At 61.8% G+C, this 19551-nt stretch carries 17 protein-coding genes; 5 read left to right on the top strand and 12 right to left on the bottom strand.

The window, feature by feature from the left end; all coding sequences use genetic code 11:
* The first annotated feature begins 302 nt into the window (after positions 1 to 302).
* Genes A462_RS22130 through A462_RS22150 form a run of 5 tightly spaced genes read left to right on the top strand, consistent with a single transcriptional unit; the run spans position 303 to position 5857 of the window.
* Positions 303 to 1952, top strand: coding sequence for an AMP-binding protein (locus A462_RS22130; RefSeq protein ID WP_008433460.1), 1650 nt, complete (start codon positions 303 to 305; stop codon positions 1950 to 1952).
* Positions 1953 to 1974: 22 nt separating this feature from the next.
* Positions 1975 to 2742: an SDR family NAD(P)-dependent oxidoreductase gene (locus tag A462_RS22135; protein ID WP_008433459.1), complete on the top strand. Its 768-nt coding sequence runs from the start codon at positions 1975 to 1977 to the stop codon at positions 2740 to 2742.
* Positions 2743 to 2752: 10 nt separating this feature from the next.
* Entirely contained in the window at positions 2753 to 3937 is a 1185-nt protein-coding gene (locus tag A462_RS22140) for an acetyl-CoA C-acyltransferase (protein ID WP_008433457.1), read from the top strand.
* A 9-nt stretch (positions 3938 to 3946) separates the two neighbouring features.
* Complete coding sequence (locus A462_RS22145; RefSeq protein WP_008433455.1) at positions 3947 to 5074, top strand: acyl-CoA dehydrogenase; 1128 nt, start codon at positions 3947 to 3949, stop codon at positions 5072 to 5074.
* Positions 5075 to 5083: 9 nt separating this feature from the next.
* Complete coding sequence (locus A462_RS22150) at positions 5084 to 5857, top strand: enoyl-CoA hydratase (RefSeq protein ID WP_003217608.1); 774 nt, start codon at positions 5084 to 5086, stop codon at positions 5855 to 5857.
* A gap of 139 nt (positions 5858 to 5996) precedes the next feature.
* On the opposite strand, the gene A462_RS22155 is transcribed toward A462_RS22150, so the two are convergent.
* The 12 genes from A462_RS22155 to arnC form a co-directional block, all read right to left on the bottom strand.
* Positions 5997 to 7148, bottom strand: coding sequence for an acyl-CoA dehydrogenase family protein (locus A462_RS22155; protein WP_003217611.1), 1152 nt, complete (start codon positions 7146 to 7148; stop codon positions 5997 to 5999).
* Positions 7149 to 7151: 3 nt separating this feature from the next.
* Positions 7152 to 8255 (bottom strand): enoyl-CoA hydratase/isomerase family protein, encoded by a 1104-nt coding sequence (locus A462_RS22160; RefSeq protein ID WP_008433451.1) that lies wholly within the window; start codon positions 8253 to 8255, stop codon positions 7152 to 7154.
* 124 nt (positions 8256 to 8379) lie between these two features.
* A complete protein-coding gene (locus A462_RS22165; RefSeq protein ID WP_008433448.1) occupies positions 8380 to 9096 on the bottom strand; it encodes an HPP family protein in 717 nt (238 codons plus the stop codon).
* Positions 9097 to 9272: 176 nt separating this feature from the next.
* Entirely contained in the window at positions 9273 to 9452 is a 180-nt protein-coding gene (locus A462_RS34595; RefSeq protein WP_256344058.1) for a type VI secretion system contractile sheath small subunit, read from the bottom strand.
* Between the two features lie 521 nt (positions 9453 to 9973).
* The gene (locus A462_RS22170) at positions 9974 to 11596 is read right to left on the bottom strand and encodes an ArnT family glycosyltransferase (protein ID WP_008433446.1); all 1623 of its coding nucleotides are present in this window, start codon (positions 11594 to 11596) and stop codon (positions 9974 to 9976) included.
* A gap of 3 nt (positions 11597 to 11599) precedes the next feature.
* Positions 11600 to 12979, bottom strand: a complete 1380-nt coding sequence (locus A462_RS22175) for a UDP-glucose dehydrogenase family protein (protein WP_008433443.1) — start codon at positions 12977 to 12979, stop codon at positions 11600 to 11602.
* A complete protein-coding gene (gene arnF / locus A462_RS22180; protein WP_008433440.1) occupies positions 12976 to 13389 on the bottom strand; it encodes a 4-amino-4-deoxy-L-arabinose-phosphoundecaprenol flippase subunit ArnF in 414 nt (137 codons plus the stop codon). Before arnF ends, A462_RS22175 begins: the two co-directional genes overlap by 4 nt.
* Positions 13386 to 13733, bottom strand: coding sequence for a 4-amino-4-deoxy-L-arabinose-phosphoundecaprenol flippase subunit ArnE (arnE, locus tag A462_RS22185; protein WP_008433438.1), 348 nt, complete (start codon positions 13731 to 13733; stop codon positions 13386 to 13388). The genes arnF and arnE overlap by 4 nt, the downstream gene beginning before the upstream one ends.
* Positions 13730 to 15385 (bottom strand): lipid IV(A) 4-amino-4-deoxy-L-arabinosyltransferase, encoded by a 1656-nt coding sequence (arnT, locus tag A462_RS22190; protein WP_008433436.1) that lies wholly within the window; start codon positions 15383 to 15385, stop codon positions 13730 to 13732. Before arnT ends, arnE begins: the two co-directional genes overlap by 4 nt.
* On the bottom strand, positions 15382 to 16266 hold the full coding sequence (arnD, locus tag A462_RS22195; RefSeq protein ID WP_023658828.1) for a 4-deoxy-4-formamido-L-arabinose-phosphoundecaprenol deformylase: 885 nt from the start codon (positions 16264 to 16266) through the stop codon (positions 15382 to 15384). Before arnD ends, arnT begins: the two co-directional genes overlap by 4 nt.
* Positions 16266 to 18257, bottom strand: a complete 1992-nt coding sequence (arnA, locus tag A462_RS22200) for a bifunctional UDP-4-amino-4-deoxy-L-arabinose formyltransferase/UDP-glucuronic acid oxidase ArnA (RefSeq protein ID WP_008433433.1) — start codon at positions 18255 to 18257, stop codon at positions 16266 to 16268. Before arnA ends, arnD begins: the two co-directional genes overlap by 1 nt.
* A complete protein-coding gene (gene arnC, locus A462_RS22205; RefSeq protein ID WP_008433430.1) occupies positions 18254 to 19288 on the bottom strand; it encodes an undecaprenyl-phosphate 4-deoxy-4-formamido-L-arabinose transferase in 1035 nt (344 codons plus the stop codon). Before arnC ends, arnA begins: the two co-directional genes overlap by 4 nt.
* Between the last annotated feature and the right edge of the window lie 263 nt (positions 19289 to 19551).

Here is a 19551-nt window from a genome sequence, read left to right as displayed (position 1 = left end):
CATCGTTAACGACCTTCGCGAGCAAGCCCGCTCCCACATTTGGACCGTGCCCGCTTTAGCTTTTGATTTTGCTCTTCAACACTCTTTTGCGCTGTTCAAAAGTGAGCCGCTGTGAGAGCGGAACCAATACAAGCCATCACCCAAAAAACGGATATACACACACCAAACAGCGCCCCCCCATTGGCCAAACCAGTCAACCAAGTTGAAAGCTTTGACCATTGCCCACCCACCGCTCTAGAGCGACTATTTCACCGGTCTACGTACCTATCCTGAAAATAAAAAACACACAGGGATTTGAAGCGATGCGTGATTACTCGGCTGCCACCACCCAGTTCAACTACCAACACACCGTCGACGCTGCCTTGTCGGGCAACCTGCAGGCCCTAAACGCCTGCGTCGAATGCTGCGACCGCCACGCATTACCTGGCCGCATCGCACTGTTCTGGGAGGGCAAGGACGGCCGCAGCGCCACGTCCACCTTCACCCAGCTGCAAGACCAGGCCGCACGCTTCGCCAACTTCCTCCTGGCCCAGGGCGTCAATCGCGGCGACAAGGTGGCAGGCCTCCTGCCACGCACCGCCGAGCTGCTGGTGGTCGTCCTCGCCACCTGGCGCATCGGCGCGGTCTATCAGCCGCTGTTCACCGCCTTCGGCCCCAAGGCCATCGAACACCGCCTGAACAGCTCCGGCGCCGCGCTGGTGGTGACCGATGCAGTAAACCGTCCCAAACTGACGGAAGTGGCCGACTGCCCGACCATCGTCACCGTCGCCGGCCCCAACGGCGAAGGCATCGCGCGCGGCGATTTCAGCTTCTGGGCCGAGCTGCCCAACTATTCCAACCTCTGCGAACCCGTATTGCTGGGCGCCGACGACCCGTTCCTGCTGATGTTCACCTCAGGCACCACCGGCCCGTCGAAAGCCCTCGCCGTGCCGCTCAAGGCAATCGTCGCGTTCCAGAGCTACACCCGCGACGCCGTCGACCTGCGCCCCGAAGACGCATTCTGGAACGTCGCCGACCCGGGCTGGGCCTACGGCATCTATTTCGGCGTGACCGGCCCCTTGTCCATGGGCCACCCGATCACCTTCTACGATGGCCCGTTCACCCTCGAAAGCACATGCCGTGTCATCAACAAATACGGGATTACCAACCTCACCGGTTCTCCCACGGCCTATCGCCTGCTGATTGCCGGGGGCGAGCAGTTCGCCAAGTCGATCAAGGGCAAGCTGCGTATTGTCAGCAGTGCCGGCGAGCCGCTGAACCCGGAAGTGATCCGCTGGTTCGCCGATAACCTCGGCGTGACCATCCACGACCACTACGGCCAGACCGAGTTGGGCATGGTGCTGTGCAATCACCATGGCCTGGAGCATCCGGTGCACGTCAGCTCCGCGGGCTTTGCCTCGCCGGGCCATCGCATCGTGGTGCTGGACGACAACCATCAGGAGTTGCCCGCCGGCCAACCGGGCATCCTGGCTATCGACCGCGAGCAATCGCCGATGTGCTGGTTTGCCGGTTATGACGGCGTCAAGACCAAGGCCTTCGTCGGCAAGTACTACCTCAGCGGCGATACGGTGGAGCTGAACCCCGATGGCAGCATCAGCTTTGTCGGGCGCAGCGACGATGTGATCACCACCTCCGGCTATCGCGTGGGGCCGTTCGACGTAGAGAGCGCCTTGATCGAGCATCCGGCCGTGGTGGAGGCCGCCGTAGTGGGCAAGCCATGTCCGGAACGCACCGAGATCGTCAAGGCGTTTGTGGTGCTCAGCGAGCAGTACCGCGCCGAGCCGGCCCTGGCCGAAGAGCTGCGCCAGCACGTGCGCAAGCGCCTGGCCGCTCACTCGTACCCGCGGGAAATCGAATTTGTCAGCGAGCTGCCCAAGACCCCGAGCGGCAAGCTGCAACGCTTCATTTTGCGTAATCAGGAAATTGCCAAGGCCCAGGCGGCCACGGCGTGACCCATTCTTCAAGGAAACAATGATGCAGATTGAGAACAAGGTTTTTCTGGTCAGCGGTGGCGCTTCAGGCCTCGGCGCGGCAACCGCCGAGATGCTCGTGGCGGCCGGTGCCAAGGTGATGCTGGTGGACCTGAACGCCGACGCAGTGGCCGCCCAGGCGCAAAAGCTCGGCGCGCAGGCCCGCAGCGTAGTCGCCGATATCAGCCAGGAAGCCGCTGCCGAAGCGGCGGTACAGGCCACCGTCGCCGCCTTTGGCGGTTTGCATGGGTTGGTCAACTGTGCCGGTGTGGTGCGGGGAGAGAAAATCCTCGGCAAAAATGGCCCGCACGTGCTGGCCAACTTCGCCCAGGTGATCAACGTCAACCTGATCGGCAGTTTCAACCTGCTGCGCCTGGCTGCAGCGGCTATCGCTGAAACCGAGGCGAATGCCGATGGCGAGCGCGGTGTGATCATCAATACCGCTTCAGTGGCAGCGTTTGACGGCCAGATCGGCCAGGCGGCGTATGCCGCTTCCAAGGGCGCGATTGCCAGCCTGACCCTGCCGGCGGCCCGCGAACTGGCGCGCTACGGGATTCGGGTGATGACCATCGCCCCCGGTATTTTCGAAACTCCGATGATGGCGGGCATGACGCCGCAAGTGCGCGAATCCCTCGCCGCCGGCGTGCCATTCCCGCCGCGCCTGGGCAAACCGGGCGAGTACGCCGCGCTGGTGCGGCATATCATTGAAAACAGCATGCTCAACGGCGAGGTGATCCGTCTCGACGGGGCCTTGCGCATGGCAGCCAAATAAGGAGATTTTCATGACTGATCCAATCGTTATTGTCAGCGCGGTACGCACCCCGATGGGCGGGTTCCAGGGCGATCTCAAAGGCCTCACCGCTCCGCAACTGGGCGCTGCGGCGATTCGTGCAGCGGTCGAACGCGCCGGTATCGCTTCCGATGCCGTGGATGAAGTGCTGTTCGGCTGCGTGCTGCCCGCCGGCCTCGGCCAGGCGCCGGCACGCCAGGCGGCGCTGGGTGCTGGCCTGGACAAGTCCACGCGCTGCACCACCCTCAACAAGATGTGCGGCTCAGGCATGGAAGCCACGATCCTGGCCCATGACGCGTTGCTGGCAGGCAGCGTGGAGGTGGCCATCGCCGGTGGCATGGAGAGCATGTCCAACGCGCCGTACCTGCTGGACCGCGCCCGCAGCGGCTATCGCATGGGCCACGGCCGGGTGCTCGACCACATGTTCCTCGACGGCCTTGAAGACGCCTACGACAAGGGCCGCCTGATGGGCACCTTTGCCGAGGACTGCGCCGAGCACAACGGCTTTTCCCGCGAGGCCCAGGACGCGTTTGCGATTGCGTCCCTGACCCGTGCGCAACAGGCGATCACCGACGGCAACTTCATCGCCGAAATCGTCCCGGTACAGGTCACCGTGGGCAAGGAACAGAAAACCATCATCCACGACGAACAGCCGCCGAAAGCCAAGCTGGACAAGATCGCCACCCTGAAGCCGGCCTTCCGTGAAGGCGGCACGGTGACGGCAGCCAACTCCAGTTCGATTTCCGACGGTGCGGCGGCGCTGCTGCTGATGCGCCAGTCCGAAGCGCACAAGCGCGGGCTCAAGCCTCTGGCGGTGATCCATGGCCACGCGGCGTTTGCCGATGAGCCTGGCCTGTTCCCGGTAGCGCCGGTGGGGGCGATCCGCAAGCTGATGAGCAAGACCGGCTGGAACCTCGACGAAGTCGACCTGTTTGAAATCAACGAAGCCTTTGCCGTGGTCAGCCTGGTGACCATGAGCAAGCTGGAGATTCCCCACAGCAAGGTCAACATCCACGGCGGTGCCTGTGCCCTGGGCCATCCGATTGGCGCGTCCGGCGCGCGGATCCTGGTGACCCTGCTTTCGGCCCTGCGCCAGAAAGGCCTCAAGCGCGGCGTTGCAGCGATCTGCATCGGCGGCGGTGAAGCCACGGCCATGGCCGTTGAATGCCTGTACTAAGGAACACCTATGCTGCCGAATGACGAACAACTGCAAATCAGCGAAGCCGCCCGGCAATTTGCCCAGGAACGCCTTAAACCGTTCGCTGCCGAGTGGGACCGCGAGCATCGCTTTCCCAAGGAAGCCATTGGTGAAATGGCCGAGCTGGGCTTTTTCGGCATGCTGGTCCCGGAGCAATGGGGCGGCTGTGATACCGGCTACCTGGCCTACGCCATGGCCCTGGAAGAGATCGCTGCCGGTGACGGCGCCTGCTCGACCATCATGAGCGTGCACAACTCCGTGGGCTGCGTGCCGATCCTCAAGTTCGGCAATGATCAACAGCGCGAGCAGTTCCTCAAGCCCCTGGCCAGTGGTGCGATGCTCGGTGCGTTTGCCTTGACCGAGCCCCAGGCCGGTTCCGACGCCAGCGGCCTGAAAACCCGTGCCCGGCTGGAGGGCGATCACTACGTCTTGAATGGCTGCAAGCAGTTCATCACCTCCGGGCAAAACGCCGGGATCGTGATTGTGTTTGCAGTCACCGATCCGGCTGCCGGCAAACGCGGCATCAGCGCCTTTATCGTGCCCACCGACTCGCCGGGCTACAGCGTCGCGCGGGTCGAGGACAAGCTCGGCCAGCATGCTTCCGACACCTGCCAGATCCTGTTTGAGGATGTGAAGGTGCCGGTGGCCAATCGTTTGGGCGAGGAGGGCGAAGGCTACCGGATCGCCCTGGCCAACCTCGAAGGCGGGCGTGTCGGCATTGCTTCGCAAGCGGTAGGCATGGCACGGGCGGCATTTGAAGCGGCCCGGGACTACGCCCGCGAGCGGGAAAGCTTTGGCAAGCCGATCATCGAGCACCAGGCCGTGGCCTTCCGCCTGGCGGACATGGCGACGCAAATCGCCGTGGCGCGGCAGATGGTGCATTACGCCGCCGCCCTGCGTGACAGCGGCAAGCCGGCGCTGGTGGAAGCGTCCATGGCCAAGCTGTTTGCTTCGGAAATGGCCGAAAAGGTCTGCTCGGCAGCCTTGCAAACCCTCGGCGGTTACGGTTACCTGAGCGACTTTCCCCTGGAGCGGATCTACCGCGATGTGCGGGTCTGCCAGATTTACGAAGGCACCAGCGATATTCAACGCATGGTCATTTCACGCAATCTCTGAGGAGTCTCTATGAGTTACGAAAGCATTTTGCTGGACGTGCAGGGCCGGGTCGGGCTGATCACCCTCAATCGCCCGCAAGCGCTGAACGCCCTGAACGCGCAACTGGTCAGCGAGCTGAACCAGGCGCTGGACAGCCTGGAAGCCAACCCGGAAATCGGCTGCATCGTGCTAACCGGCTCGAAAAAAGCCTTTGCCGCCGGTGCCGACATCAAGGAAATGGCCGAGCTGACCTACCCGCAGATCTACCTCGACGACCTGTTCAGCGACAGCGATCGCGTGGCCAACCGCCGCAAGCCGATTATCGCGGCGGTCAACGGGTTTGCCCTGGGTGGCGGCTGTGAACTGGCCTTGATGTGCGACTTCATCCTGGCGGGTGACAACGCCAAGTTTGGCCAGCCGGAAATCAACCTCGGCGTGCTGCCGGGCATGGGCGGCACCCAGCGCCTGACCCGCGCCGTGGGCAAGGCCAAAGCCATGGAAATGTGCCTGACCGGGCGCTTTATCGATGCGGTGGAAGCCGAGCGCTGCGGGATCGTCGCGCGCATCGTGCCGGCGGATGAGCTGTTGGACGAAGCATTGAAGGTCGCGACCCTGATCGCCGGCAAGTCGGTGCCCATCAGCATGATGGTCAAGGAAAGCGTGAACCGTGCGTTTGAAGTGAGCCTTTCCGAAGGCGTGCGCTTTGAGCGCCGGGTGTTCCACGCGGCGTTTGCCACGCTGGATCAGAAGGAAGGCATGGCGGCGTTTGTGGCCAAGCGTGCGCCGGAGTTCAAGGACAAGTAAACACTGTCCTGAAACGCTGAAGATCAAAATGTGGGAGCGGGCTTGCTCGCGAAGGCGGTATTACAGTCACCCGATGTATCGACTGATCCACCGCCTTCGCGAGCAAGCCCGCTCCCACATTGGTTCTGCGAAATACCTGTTACAGCTGGTAGTTTTTCAATTCTCTGGCAATCACCATCCGCTGAATCTCGCTGGTGCCCTCGTAAATCTGGGTAATCCGCGCATCCCGGTAGTAACGCTCCACCGGGTAGTCCTCCAGATAGCCATAACCCCCATGAATCTGCATGGCTGAAGAGCACACCTTCTCGGCCATTTCCGAGGCAAACAGCTTGGCCTGGGAGGCCTCCGACAGGCATGGCTTGCCCGCACTGCGCAATCGGGCGGCATGCAGGATCAGCAGGCGCGCCGCATTCAGGCGGGTTTGCATGTCGGCCAGCAAGTTGGCCACGCTCTGGTGCTCGATGATCGCCTTGTCGAACTGCACCCGGTCACGGGCATAGGCCAGCGCGGCCTCAAAGGCGGCACGCGCAATACCCAGCGCCTGGGCGGCAATCCCGATGCGTCCGCCTTCGAGGTTGGACAGGGCGATGGCCAGGCCCTTGCCGCGTTCACCCAGCAGGTTGGCTTCCGGTACGGTGCACTGGTTGAGGGTGACGGCACAGGTGTCGGAGGCACGAATGCCCATCTTGTGTTCGGTACGGTCCACCACGAAGCCCGGGGTGTTGGTCGGCACCAGGAACGCCGAGATGCCTTTCTTGCCCAGGTCAGGGTCGGTCACTGCAAACACGATCGCCAGCTTGGCGCGCTTGCCGTTGCTGACAAACTGCTTGGCGCCGTTGATCACCCACTGGCCGTCCCGCAGTTCGGCGCGGGTGCGCAGGTTGTGCGCTTCGGAACCGGCCTGGGGTTCGGTAAGGCAGAAGCAACCGATGGCCTGGCCGCTGGCCAGTTCCGCCAACCAGGTTTCCTTTTGTGCTTGTGAGCCGTAGTTGAGGATTGGCCCGCAACCCACTGAATTATGGATACTCATCAGTGCGCCGGTAGCGCCGTCGCCAGCGGAAATCTCTTCCACTGCCAGGGCGTAGGCCACGTAGTCGACATAGGTGCCGCCCCATTCTTCAGGCACCACCATGCCCAGCAAACCCAACTCGCCCATCTTGGCGACCAAAGCATCGTCGATCCAGCCGGCCTTTTCCCAAGCCTGGGCGTGGGGGGCGATTTCGCCACGGGCAAAGTCCCGCGCCATGTCGCGGATCATCACTTGTTCTTCTGTAAATTCAATATCTTGCATGACTTAGTTCCCGTTCTTGTCGAAGTCGCGGAAGAAGCTTTCGACATGATCAGCCTCCAACGCCTGCAGGGTTGGAGGGTTCCAGCGAGGGGTTTTGTCCTTGTCGATCAGCAGGGCGCGGACGCCTTCGATCAGGTCGCCACGGGCAAACCATTGGCGGTCCAGGTGCAGTTCCAGGGCAAAGCATTGCTCCAGCGGCAGGTGGCGCCCGCGACGCAGCATCTGCAGGGTCACGGCCATGGCCAGGGGGGAGCGCGTCTGCATCAGGCTGGCGGTGGTCAATGCCCAGTCATGGCTGTCGGCGACGGTGACCTGCTGCAATTGCTCAACGATGCTCGGCACGTCCGGCAAGGCAAAGAAGTGATCGATGGCTGGGCGTAGCGCCGCCAGGGGGGCGTCGGGCAATTGTTGCACCGCGAGGCTGGCCAGCAGGCCTTGCAGGTCCTTGAGGGGAGAATCGTGCCATTCCAGGCGGTCCAGGCGCTGGTCGAGGTCGGCGAGCCGGGTGCTGTCGAGGTACCAGTCCGCCAGGCCGCAATACAGGGCGTCGGCGGCGCGAATCTGCACGCCGGTCACCCCGAGGTAGATCCCCAGTTCCCCGGAAATGCGCGGCAGGAAATAGCTGCCGCCCACGTCAGGGAAATACCCGATGGCCACCTCGGGCATTGCCAGGCGGCTGCGGTCGGTGACCACCCGCAGGTCGGCGCCTTGCACCAGGCCCATGCCACCGCCAAGGACGAAGCCGTCCATCAGTGCCAGGACCGGTTTGCGATAGTTGTGAATGGCGAGGTCGAGGGCGTATTCCTCGACGAAGAAGTCTTCGTGGAGGGTATCGCCGCTCTTGAAGCTGTCGTACAGCGAGCGAATGTCGCCGCCGGCGCAGAAGGCTTTTTCACCGGCACCGCGCAACACCACGGCATGCACCTGGGGATCGTCCGCCCACGCCTGCAAATGCCGGCTGAGGCTGCGGACCATGTCCAGGGTGAGGGCGTTAAGGCCTGCGGGGCGATTGAGGGTCAGGTGGCCAATATGGTTGCGTACGTGCGCCAGGACCTCGTCTTGCACAATCCCGGCGCTGCTTGCCTCGGATGAAACCTGAGCAGTCATCTCTAACTCCCTGCTTTTATTGTTCTTTATCAAGATGTTCGCGGGCGAACCATCTCGCGATCGTACCAGTGCAAATTTGCCCAGTACAAGTCGGAATCATGCAGGTCGTTTTTGCATTTTTGCCTTATGGAGGAGGCTGGCCCTGGCGCTGGAAAACCGCGCCGATGGTGCGCCGCCGGGCATACCGCTCGCTGGCCTGGATCAGCTCTTCCAGCTCCTGCGGGGTAACGTCCAGGAACTGCTCGCGCTCGGCGAGGGCCTGCTTGAGGTCCTCGGCGCTGATCCCGGGGTTTTCGGTGGCGATTGGCATAAAGATCGGCGCAGCCGGTTCGCGGGTGCCCTTGGGGTAACGCGTGCGCGTGGCGTTGTTGTAGGCCAGCGCGCAGGCCAACAAGGCTGTGGCTCCCAGCATGACTGCGGCAAGTTCGTGCCAGCCCATGGCAATCGAGGCGGGGTCAGCCAGCACCAGGCTCATGGCCAGGCCGCCCGCCGGTGGATGCAGGCAGCGCAGCCAGCAGATCAGGATCACGGTCATCCCGGCAGCCAGGCATGCGCTGCCCAGCGTTCGGCCCAATACCCGGGCGACCAGCAGTGCAACAATCCCGGCACACAGGTAGCTGCCGATGATCGACCAGGGCTGGGCCAGCGCGCCGGAGGATACGGCAAACAGCAGCACCGCCGAGGCTCCCAGCGGGCCTATCAGGTGCAGGGCCACCTCGGTGCCGAACACCTGGGCGCACACCCAGACGCTGAACAGTGTGCCCAGGGCCATGCCGATGGCGGCACGACTCCATTCGGCAGGGCGGGTATTGATGGCAGCGGGTAACCAGCGAGCGAGCATTGACAGACGATCCGTGAAAAGCGGGCGAAAAAAAAGGCTTGCCTGGTTTCCCGGAAAAGCCCTTTAAAGAAGTTCCTGCATTTGGGGGAGGAACCTGCGCAGTGTGCCAATCGATGAAGACTGCTGCCAATGCATATTAATGCAGGTCAAGTGCAGTATTTTTGCAGTAAAACGTGTCAGCCAAACGGTATCAGGCGGGTTGGCGGTGGCATGGGGTTGCTGATCTTGCCCAGCACACGGTCATCGGTTTCCTCGTTGATCAGCAGGTTTTGTACATTTTCCCGCAGCGATGGATTGTTGGCCAATGGCCCCTTGAGCACCACCAGTGCATCACGCAGTTCCATCAGCCGATCCAGTTTTGGCAGCGGGATGTAACCCGCATTGACTCTGTCGCGGGACAAAGGCGCGACAGCGTCAGAGGTTGAGGGGTCTGGCAATCGACGGTCGGACACAAAACATTCCTCTAAATGAAATAAACGGCAGCGCTGAATGCTGTTTAAAAGGTCTTTATTGTTATTTCGACTGTTCGTTTAAGCGGGGCATGTCTTGATTGATGGCTTGCTGCTACGTTCGTCGAGTTTCTTTCGAAAGTAACAGGAATGCCTTACACCGCACCTTTGGAACTTCTGAAAATAGTTAAAAGGTATTAAATAATTAACTCGCTTGGCAGGCGAGTCTACAGTCGAGGGCTAGGGGCGGGAAGAGGGCGTCTTATCGGTAGCAGCGTATAGATGCGTAGGATGTTTCTCGATAGTTGCTACGCTAAAAGTTTCGAAGTTGAATGGGCAAAGAAGTTTCTTACATACACTTGGATTTATAACTACTGAATGTACTGGCGCGGGATAAGCGGTTGGTTCCGCTTATCTCGCGCCCTGTATCAAGGTTGTGCGGGTTTGATCAAATGCAGCAGTACGTAGGGGTTCTTGTCGAACTGGCCGGTCAGTACCGGCTGCAGTGAACGAAAACGCGGGTCGCTCAACGCTTCATAGTCCGACTGGCTCATGATCAGCCATGCAGGAGCCTGGATCGGCGCCAGGTCGGCAGGCAACTGGGTAAACAACGGCACCCGGTCGCAATCGAGGTTGACCATGAACTTGATGGCTTTTGCGTCCTTGCCCAGTGCGTGCAATACCAGCGGCGCCGGTTGTAGCTGGGTCAGCGCATGGGCCTGGAGGGTAAAGGTGCGCGTGTCATACAACCGGCGCTCCAGCGGCTCGACCATCACGATATACGCCAGCCACACCGCCAATACCGCGGCGAATGCCGGGCCCACGTAGCGAAGGCGCTGGTTGAACAGCAAGCCCAGTGCCAGCACCTGGATCGCGATCAGGATCCCGAACACCGGATTGAGGCTGCCAATCTGCTCGGGGAAGCGGTGACGCGCCACGAACAAGCCTGCGATCAGCAGCCCCGGAATGACCGTCCACAACCCCAGCATCAGCCAGCGCAGCCCGGCGAACAGTCTGCCTCGCGACACCTGGAACGGATACGCGGCGATGATTGCTGCCAGGGGCAGCATCGGCAGCACATAGCGCGCTTTTTTCGCCTGGGGCACCGACAAGCCGATCATCACGATCAAGCCGGCGGCGAGGCAGTACAGCACCAGTTTCAGCGCCGGGCCCTTGTCCTCGCGGCCACCGGCGACAATCGCAACCAGCGCGAGTATTGCCAACGGATACGCCGGCGCGTAGTTGCCCAGCGAACTGCTGAAATAATACAGCGCGCTGCCGGAGCCTTCGGTGCCATCCATGCGACCCAGGAACTGCATGCGGATTACGTCCTGCATGAACGTTTCACCGCCACTGAGCTTGGCCAGCAGCAACAGCAGGCCCACGCACGCCGCCAGGAACGCCAACGCGAGCAGGCCGAAACTGAACAGCTGGCGCCATTGCCGGTTGATCAGGTAATAGCTGCACAGCATGCCGGTGGGAATGACCAGGCCAATCGGTCCACGGATTGCAAACCCCAGGATCAGCAGCGCAAACAGCCAGTGCAGGCGCTTGGCGGCGCCGAAGTGGTCATGGGCATAACCCAGGTAAAACACCGCCAGGGCCACGGCAGCCAACATCTGGTCGAGGGACACCGCGCGGGTTTCGCTGATGAAGGTGCTGCTGAGCAGCATCACCGCGATGCTCAGCAGTGCCCAGCGCCGGGAGTAGGGCGCGGTCAGCCGGTAGAGCAGCACCACGATCAGTGCCGAAGCGATGGCCGTGGGCAGCCAGGCCGTCAGGCTGGTGACCTGCCCCAGGGGCACCGACAGCAGCCAGGTCAGCAGCGTCGAGGTGGCCAGGTAATCGGCATAAGGTTGCCCGTACGTGGTCGGGAAGAACCCCGGCCCGTGGCGCAGCATCTCCTGGGCGAACAGCACGAAGCGCGAGTCAAAGCCGATGATTGCCTGGTTCCAGTTGCCCGCGACAAACAGGATCAGGGCCAGCAGCCCCAGGATCCATGAGTGTCGGCGGATCGTCGGGCTGAGCAGGGGCCGATGAGCTTTGTCCACGTCTCAGGCTTCCTCGGCCTGAGGCGCCCAGTTTTGCTGGGGGATCGGCAAGTTGCAGGAATCGCCGCGGCCCATCGGGAAGTACTGGATGCCTTTGCGTGCCAGGCGTTCGCCGTCGTACAGGTTGCGGCCGTCGAAGATCACCGGGGTTTTCAGGCGTTGCTGGATCAGGTCGAAGTCCGGTGCCTTGAACTGTTGCCATTCGGTGCAGATGATCAAGGCGTCAGAGCCACTCAGGGTGGATTCCGGGGTGCCCATCAGCATCAGGCGCGGGTCATCACCGTAGATGCGCTGGGTTTCCTGCATGGCTTCCGGGTCAAACGCACGTACATTGGCGCCGGCGGCCCACAAGGCTTCCATCAGCACCCGGCTTGGCGCATCGCGCATGTCGTCGGTGTTGGGCTTGAACGCCAGGCCCCACAAGGCGAAGGTCTTGCCGCGCAGGTCGCCCTTGAAGAATGCATTGGCGCGTTCGAACAGCTTGCTCTTCTGGCGCTGGTTGATGGCTTCCACGGCCTCCAGCAGGTCGCTGGAGCAGTTGGCGGCCTTGGCGCTGTGGATCAGGGCGCGCATGTCCTTGGGGAAACACGAGCCGCCATAACCGCAACCTGGGTAGATGAAGTGGTAGCCGATACGCGAGTCGGCACCAATGCCCAGGCGCACGGCTTCGATGTCGGCGCCCAGGTGTTCGGCCAGTTCGGCGATCTGGTTGATAAAGCTGATCTTGGTGGCCAGCATGCAGTTGGCGGCGTACTTGGTCAGTTCGGCGCTGCGCAGGTCCATGAAGATGATGCGGTCGTGGTTGCGGTTGAACGGTGCATACAACTCACGCATCACCTCGCGCACTTCCTCACGTTCGCAGCCGATGACGATCCGGTCCGGGCGGCGGCAGTCGGCAACGGCCGAGCCTTCCTTGAGGAATTCCGGGTTGGAGACGATATCGAACTCCAGGTGGCGGCCGGCAATGCGCAGGGCTTTTTCCATGTGCGCACGCAAAGTGTCGCCAGTGCCTACAGGTACGGTGGATTTTTCCACGAGGATCACCGGGTCGATACGGTGGCGAGCCACTGCATCGCCCACGGACAGCACGTATTTCAGGTCGGCCGAGCCGTCTTCGTCCGAAGGGGTACCCACGGCGATGAACAGCACTTCGCCGTGTTCGACCGCGAGTTTTTCGTCATAGGTAAACGTCAGGCGTCCGCCTTCGAGGTTTTCCTTGACCATGGCCGCCAGGCCCGGCTCGAAAATGCTCACATGGCCCTGTTGCAGCAGCTTGACCTTTTTCTCGTCAACGTCCATGCAGATGACATCGTGGCCGACTTCGGCCAACACGGTGGCCTGTACGAGACCGACGTAACCGCTACCAAATACACTGATTTTCATGGGGCATTCCTGGGACTTGTGGTGCTAGCACGACGAGAGTTGATAGTCAGGACTCCGAGAATGACCAAGGCCACTCCCGCAGTTTTTGAAAGCGAAAAATGTTCGTTGAACACCGGCAGGCTGGCGGCCAGCAGGTAGACCAATGCGTAGCTGATGCTGAGCAGCGAGTAGGCACGGCCCAGCGGCAGGTCTTTGAGCGCGCCAAGCCAGCAGAGCATCGACAGGGCATAGGCGATGATCGCCAGGATCACCACGCCCAGTGCGCCGAGGTCGATGGCACCCGTGTTGAGTGCTGTCAGCCATTCGGTGGGCAGTGGCAGGCGCGTCATGCTCCAGCGCATGCCCAACTGGGCACCGCTGACCAGTGCCACGCTGCCCAGGGCCAGGGTAAAACCGCGAGCGCGACTCATACCTGGCGCCCCAGCAGCACCACACCGGCAATCACCAGCAGCACGCCGAACCAGTGGCGACCATCGATGTGTTCATGGAACACAAAGCGCGCCACCAGGGTGACCAATACAAAGTTGAGGCTCAGCATCGGGTAGGCGATGCCGACTTCCAAACGTTGCAGCACCAGCAGCCACACCAGCAAACCCAGGCCCAGGCACACCAGCGCCAACCACAGCCACGGCGAGCGCAGCTTCGGGGCCCAACCGTCGGGCTGGTCACGCCAGCCTTCCACGGCAAACTTCTGGGACACCTGGCCCATGCAGGTCAGCAGGCAGGCACCTAACAACAGCAGCAGAGTGGTCATGGCGCGCTCTGCGGGAAGATCAGAATCACGATATTGCCCTGCTCGTAACGCTTGCCGTCTTTGGGCAGCAGGTCCACTTCCTGGCGTTCGTCGTCACCCTTGACCCGCATCACCACGCCCACCGAACCGTGTTTGCGCGCCTCGCTCATCCATTGCTGGACGCTGGCGGCATCGATCTTGCGGTAAGCGGTGTCCGGGAAGGCGATGCCGTATTTCACTTCGCCAACGGTGTTGTAGAGCATCACTTCAGGACGCTGCAGGCGCCATGACAAGGCCGATGCGGCGCCGAGGTCGTTGCTCAGCAACGCAGTGGTCGGCTGCAGCTCCTGGAGGTGGTCGATGATGAACTGGTCGGGGGTCTTGTTATAAACCACCGAGTGCGGCAACGCGGCCGGCACCAGCGCCACCAGCAACCAGCTGCCGATCACCGGTGCGGCCCACATGTGCAACGGGCGGGCGGCTTGCAGCAGGTTGGCGATGATCCAGCCGAACAGGAAGACGAACACCAGCACCAGGCTGAGTGTTTCCTGGCCGTGCTCGTACACCGGTTTTTTCAGCTGGAACCAGGTCAGGGTCAGCAACGCCAATACGCCAATGACCAGATTCACCCAGCCGTTGATGCGCAGTACGCGGCCACGGGCCTGGGCCAGTTTGTCGGCGAGGGTATGCCCCATCAGCAGCGCCAGTGGCAGCAGGCACGGCATGATGTACGACGGCAGCTTGCCCTTGGCCAGGCTGAAGAACGCCAGCGGCATCAGTAGCCACAGCAGCAGGAAGGCGACCTTGCTGTTGCGTTTTTCCAGCCATGCCTGCTTCACGGTGGACGGCAGCAACGCCATCCACGGCAGGGTGAACGCAACCATCAGCGGCAGGTAATACCAGAAGGGCTCGGAGTGCTGGGCGTCGTCGCCGGCAAAGCGCTGGATGTGCTCGTGCCAGAAGAAGAAATTCCAGTAGTCCGGTTCCTGGGCATGCACCATCAGCGCCCAGGGCAGGCTCACGACAATCGCCACCACCACGGCCACCAGGCCATAGGTGAGCAGTTCACGAATGCGTTTTTGCCAGAGCACGTAGGGCAGGGCGATCAGCACCGGCAGCAACCAGGCAAGGAAACCCTTGGTCATGAACCCCATGCCGCAGGCGAACCCGAGCAAGGCCCACGACCACAGCCGGCCGCGGGTGGTGGTGCTGTCGAAGCAGAACCACAGCGCCGCCCCGGTCAGGTTGACCCAGAAGGTGAACTGCGGGTCGAGGTTGGCATAGCCCGCCAGGAACGCGACGCTGACAAAACTCATGTACAGCACGGCGCTGACCAGGCTCTTGCGCGGGTCGTTCCACAAACGCCGGGCCACGAAATACACCAGCAGGATGCTCAAGCCAGTGCTCAAGGCCGAGGCAAAACGTACGCCGAACAGGTTCTGCCCGAAAATCGCCTGGCCCAGCGCGATCATCCAGTAACCGGCCGCCGGTTTCTCGAAGTAGCGAATCCCCATGAAGTGTGGCGAGGCCCATTTGCCGGTCAGCAGCATTTCCTGGCTGATCTGCGCATAGCGGGTTTCGTCGGGGATCCACAGCCCGTGGGTGGCCAACGGGATCAGGTAGAACACCCCGAAGGCCAGCAGGAGCAGGGGCAGGGCCCAGCGCCGGATCATGCCTTCTGCACTCCGAGCCAGCCTTCACGGCCGCTCAACGCACCACGCACCAGCTGTTGCTGGGGCAGGGTGGTGAGGTCGGCGGGCAACAGGTCGCCCAACGGTTTGAACGCGATGCCGCGCTGCCCTGCCTGGGCGAGCAACTGGCGAAAATCATTGGCCATCAGAATCCCTTCTACTTCTGCGTGGATCGTATAGACGTTGAGCTTCGACGGCTTGAAGCGGTCGAGGATGTAGCTATTGAAATCCTTGGCGGCCACCACCGGGCCCACGACTTCGTCGAAGGTCGGCATGTCCACCGGAATTTGTGGCGTGCCGGCACTGCCATCCGCCAGGGTCGGCCGGAACAGGCTGGTACCACGGCAATCGCTGTTGTAGCGGAAGTTGAACTGTTGCTTGGCTTGCACCACGCGCTCATCGGCACGCCAGCCCGCGGCGGCTGAGCAGTCGATGGGTTCACCGAGGATGTCGCTCAAGGTGTCGACGCCACGGCGAATCTGCTCGATCAGCTGTGCATCGCTCCAGCGCCCGGTGTTGGCTTGCCAGCCGTGATGATCCCAGGCGTGCAGCCCGACTTCATGCCCGGCGGCCTTGGCCTGGCGCATCAGGTGCCCCAGGTCGCGGCCAATGGGTTTGCCCGGCCAGGCGGTGCCGGCCAGCAAAATGTCCCAGCCGTACAAACCGGCCGCGTTGGAGCGCAGCATCTTCCACAGGAATTGCGGGCGGATCAGGCGCCACAAGTGGCGCCCCATGTTGTCCGGCCCGACGCTGAAGAAGAAGGTCGCCTTGACCCCGGCTTCGTCGAGCGACTCCAACAACCTTGGCACCCCTTCACGGGTGCCTCGGTAAGTGTCGACGTCGATGCGTAGACCCGCTTGCATCAACGCTTGTCCGCGATTTCGAGCATGGCTTCACGCAGGAAGAAATCCAGGGTGTTGCCGATGGTTTCGCTCATCTCCACGGTAGGCTCCCAGTTCAGCAGGCGCTTGGCGTTGTCGATGCTTGGCTTGCGGTGCGCGACGTCCTGGTAACCGGTGCCGTAGAACGCCTTGCTTTCCACGTCGCGGAAACCGGCGAACGGAGGGAAGTTGCTGCGCAGCGGGTGAGCTTCGAACTGACGCAGCAGTTCTTCGCCCAACTGACGGATGCTGGCTTCGTTTTCCGGGTTGCCGATGTTGATGATCTGGCCGTTGCAGTTGTCGTTGTCGTTATCGATGATGCGGGCCAGGGCTTCGATGCCGTCGGCGATGTCAGTGAAGCAACGCTTCTGCTCGCCACCGTCGAACAGACGGATCGGCGTGCCTTCCACCAGGTTCAGGATCAGCTGGGTGATGGCGCGGGAGCTGCCGATACGGGCCGAGTCCAGGCGGTCGAGGCGCGGGCCCATCCAGTTGAACGGACGGAACAGGGTGAACTTCAGGCCCTTGTCGCCGTAGGCCCAGATCACGCGGTCCAGCAGTTGCTTGGAGACCGAGTAGATCCAGCGCTGCTTGTTGACCGGGCCCACCACCAGGTTGGAGGTGTCTTCGTCGAAGTACTGGTCCTGGCACATGCCATACACTTCGGAGGTCGACGGGAAGATCACGCGCTTGTTGTACTTCACGCAGTAGCGAACCAGTTTCAGGTTCTCTTCGAAGTCCAGTTCAAATACGCGCAGCGGGTTGCGGGTGTATTCGATCGGGGTGGCGATGGCCACCAGCGGCAGGACCACGTCGCACTTCTTGATGTGGTACTCGATCCACTCGGAGTGGATGCTGATGTCGCCTTCCACATAGTGGAAATTCGGGTGGCTGCGCAGGCGCTCGATGGCGTCGGAGCCGATGTCCAGGCCGTAGATTTCGTAACGGTCGTCACGCAGCAGGCGCTCGGACAGGTGGTTACCGATGAAACCGTTCACACCCAGGATCAGCACGCGGGTACGACGGGGCTTGCGGCCGGACTCGGCGCCGCGCAGTACGGAACCGTCCACCAGGCCCAGTTCATCCGCCAGGGACGGGCCGGCCAGGTACAGGCCGTTCTCGTTGCGCTGGCCGAACTTGACCACCAGGGAGTCTTCACCGCAGGCGATGCGCAGCGGGTTGACGCTGATCACGCGGCCTGGCGCCAGGCCTTCGTTGCCCTTGACGACTTCGGCGTTCCAGACGATCAGCTTGTGCTCGCCCACGGCGCAGAAGGCACCCGGGTATGGTTGGGTAACGGCACGAACCAGGTTGAACAGCTCTTCAGCCGGTTTTTTCCAATCCAGTTTGCCGTCTGCGGCGGTGCGACGACCGAAGTAGGTGGCCTTGCTTTCGTCCTGGGCGGTTTCGGTCAGCTTGCCTTGAGCCAGTTGGGGCAGGGCATCGCGCAGCAGGTTGGTGGCGGCGTCACGCAGTTTGGCGTGCAGGGTCAGGCCGGTGTCGGTGCGTTCGATCACGACTTTCTGCTGGGCCAGGATCGCGCCGGCATCGGCACGCTTGACCATGCGGTGCAGGGTCACGCCGGTTTCGGTTTCGCCGTTCACCAGCACCCAGTTGGCCGGTGCGCGGCCACGGTACTTAGGCAGCAGGGAGCCGTGCAGGTTGAACGCGCCTTTCTTGGCGGTGGCCAGCAGGGCTTCGCTCAGCAGGTTGCGATAGTAGAACGAGAAGATGTAGTCCGGGTTCAGCTTGGCGATGCGCTCGATCCACAGCGGGTGGTTGGCGTCTTCCGGGGCGTGTACCGGGATGCCATTGCGGGCGCACAGCTGGGCGACGGAACCGTAGAAATTGTTTTCCTTGGGATCATCGGCATGGGTGAACACGGCAGCAATTTCGTAACCCGCATTGAGCAGGGCTTCAATGCCAGCACAGCCAATATCGTGGTAAGCGAAGACAACAGCGTTTGAATTCATGACGAAACCTGATCGGAAGGAGAAGTAGAGGTGTGGGAGGACGTCAGGCCGTCGACCGTAAAGGTCTCGGCCGGTGCTGCCGGTTGGTTGCGCAGCACTTTTTCGATAAAGAACCGTGGGCGGGCCCGCACATCGCTGTACATGCGGCCCAGGTATTCACCCAGGAGGCCCATGCCGATGAACTGGCCACCGGTGAACACGAACAATACGGCGAACAGCACGAACATGCCGTCGCCAGCCCAGCCGGAGCCGAAAGCGAGACGCAGCACGATCAGTGCAAAGGCGAAGAGCATGCCCAGGGCCGCCAGGCTGAAACCGACGATGCTCAACAGGCGCAATGGCGTGGTGGTCATGCAGGTCAGCAGGTCGAACATCAGGCTGATCAGGCGCATCGGGCTGTATTTGGACTCGCCGTGTTCACGCTCGGCGTGATGCACCAGGATTTCCGTGGTGTGGCGCGCAAAGCTGTTGGCCAGGATCGGGATAAAGGTGCTGCGCTCGCGGCAGGCCAGCATGGCGTCGACGATGGTGCGGCGATAAGCACGCAGCATGCAGCCGTAGTCGCTCATGGCCACGCCGGTGGAGCGTTGCACGGCGAGGTTGATCAGGCGCGACGGCCAGCGGCGGAAGGCCGAGTCCTGGCGGTTGTTGCGCACGGTGGCAACCACGTCATAGCCCAGGGCGGCCTGTTCGACCAAACGCGGGATTTCTTCCGGCGGGTTTTGCAGGTCGGCGTCCAGGGTGATCACCACGTCGCCCCGGCAATGCTCGAAGCCGGCCATGATCGCGGCGTGCTGGCCGTAGTTGCGGTTGAGGATCACCGCCACCACATTGCTGCCTTCGAGCGCGGCGGCGTCTTCCAGCAATTGCGCGGAGTTGTCGCGGCTGCCGTCGTCCACCAGGATGATTTCGTATTCGTAAGCCAGTTGTTTGCAGGCCGCCATGGTGCGGCGCAGCAGTTCAGGCAGGCTTTCTTGTTCGTTGTAGACCGGGATAACGATCGACACGCAATGAATTGGATAGGGTTTCAAAGATTCATTACCTCGGGGGTTAGAGCAACTTGGAGCGTAAAGACAGCAGTTATCGTCAGCCTCGGATGCCGGGCATCCGATCAAAGATAGCGTTGATTTGTGGCATTCATTCGACAGTCCTGACAGGTCACAGTGGTTCTTCCATGGCTTACGTGAGTAAAGACTAAAATGCTCAAAGGTAAAGCGGAATCAACGAGTTAACCTGCAAAGTACGGTTCGTTCTCAAGTCGTGCCGCCAAGATTAAGCGCAAAAATGTTCAACG

The sequence above is a fragment of the Pseudomonas sp. Ag1 genome (assembly GCF_000278565.1).
Classification (GTDB): Bacteria; Pseudomonadota; Gammaproteobacteria; order Pseudomonadales; family Pseudomonadaceae; genus Aquipseudomonas.
Note: the sequence above shows the minus strand (reverse complement) of the source record. Positions and strands in the feature narration are given on the sequence as shown.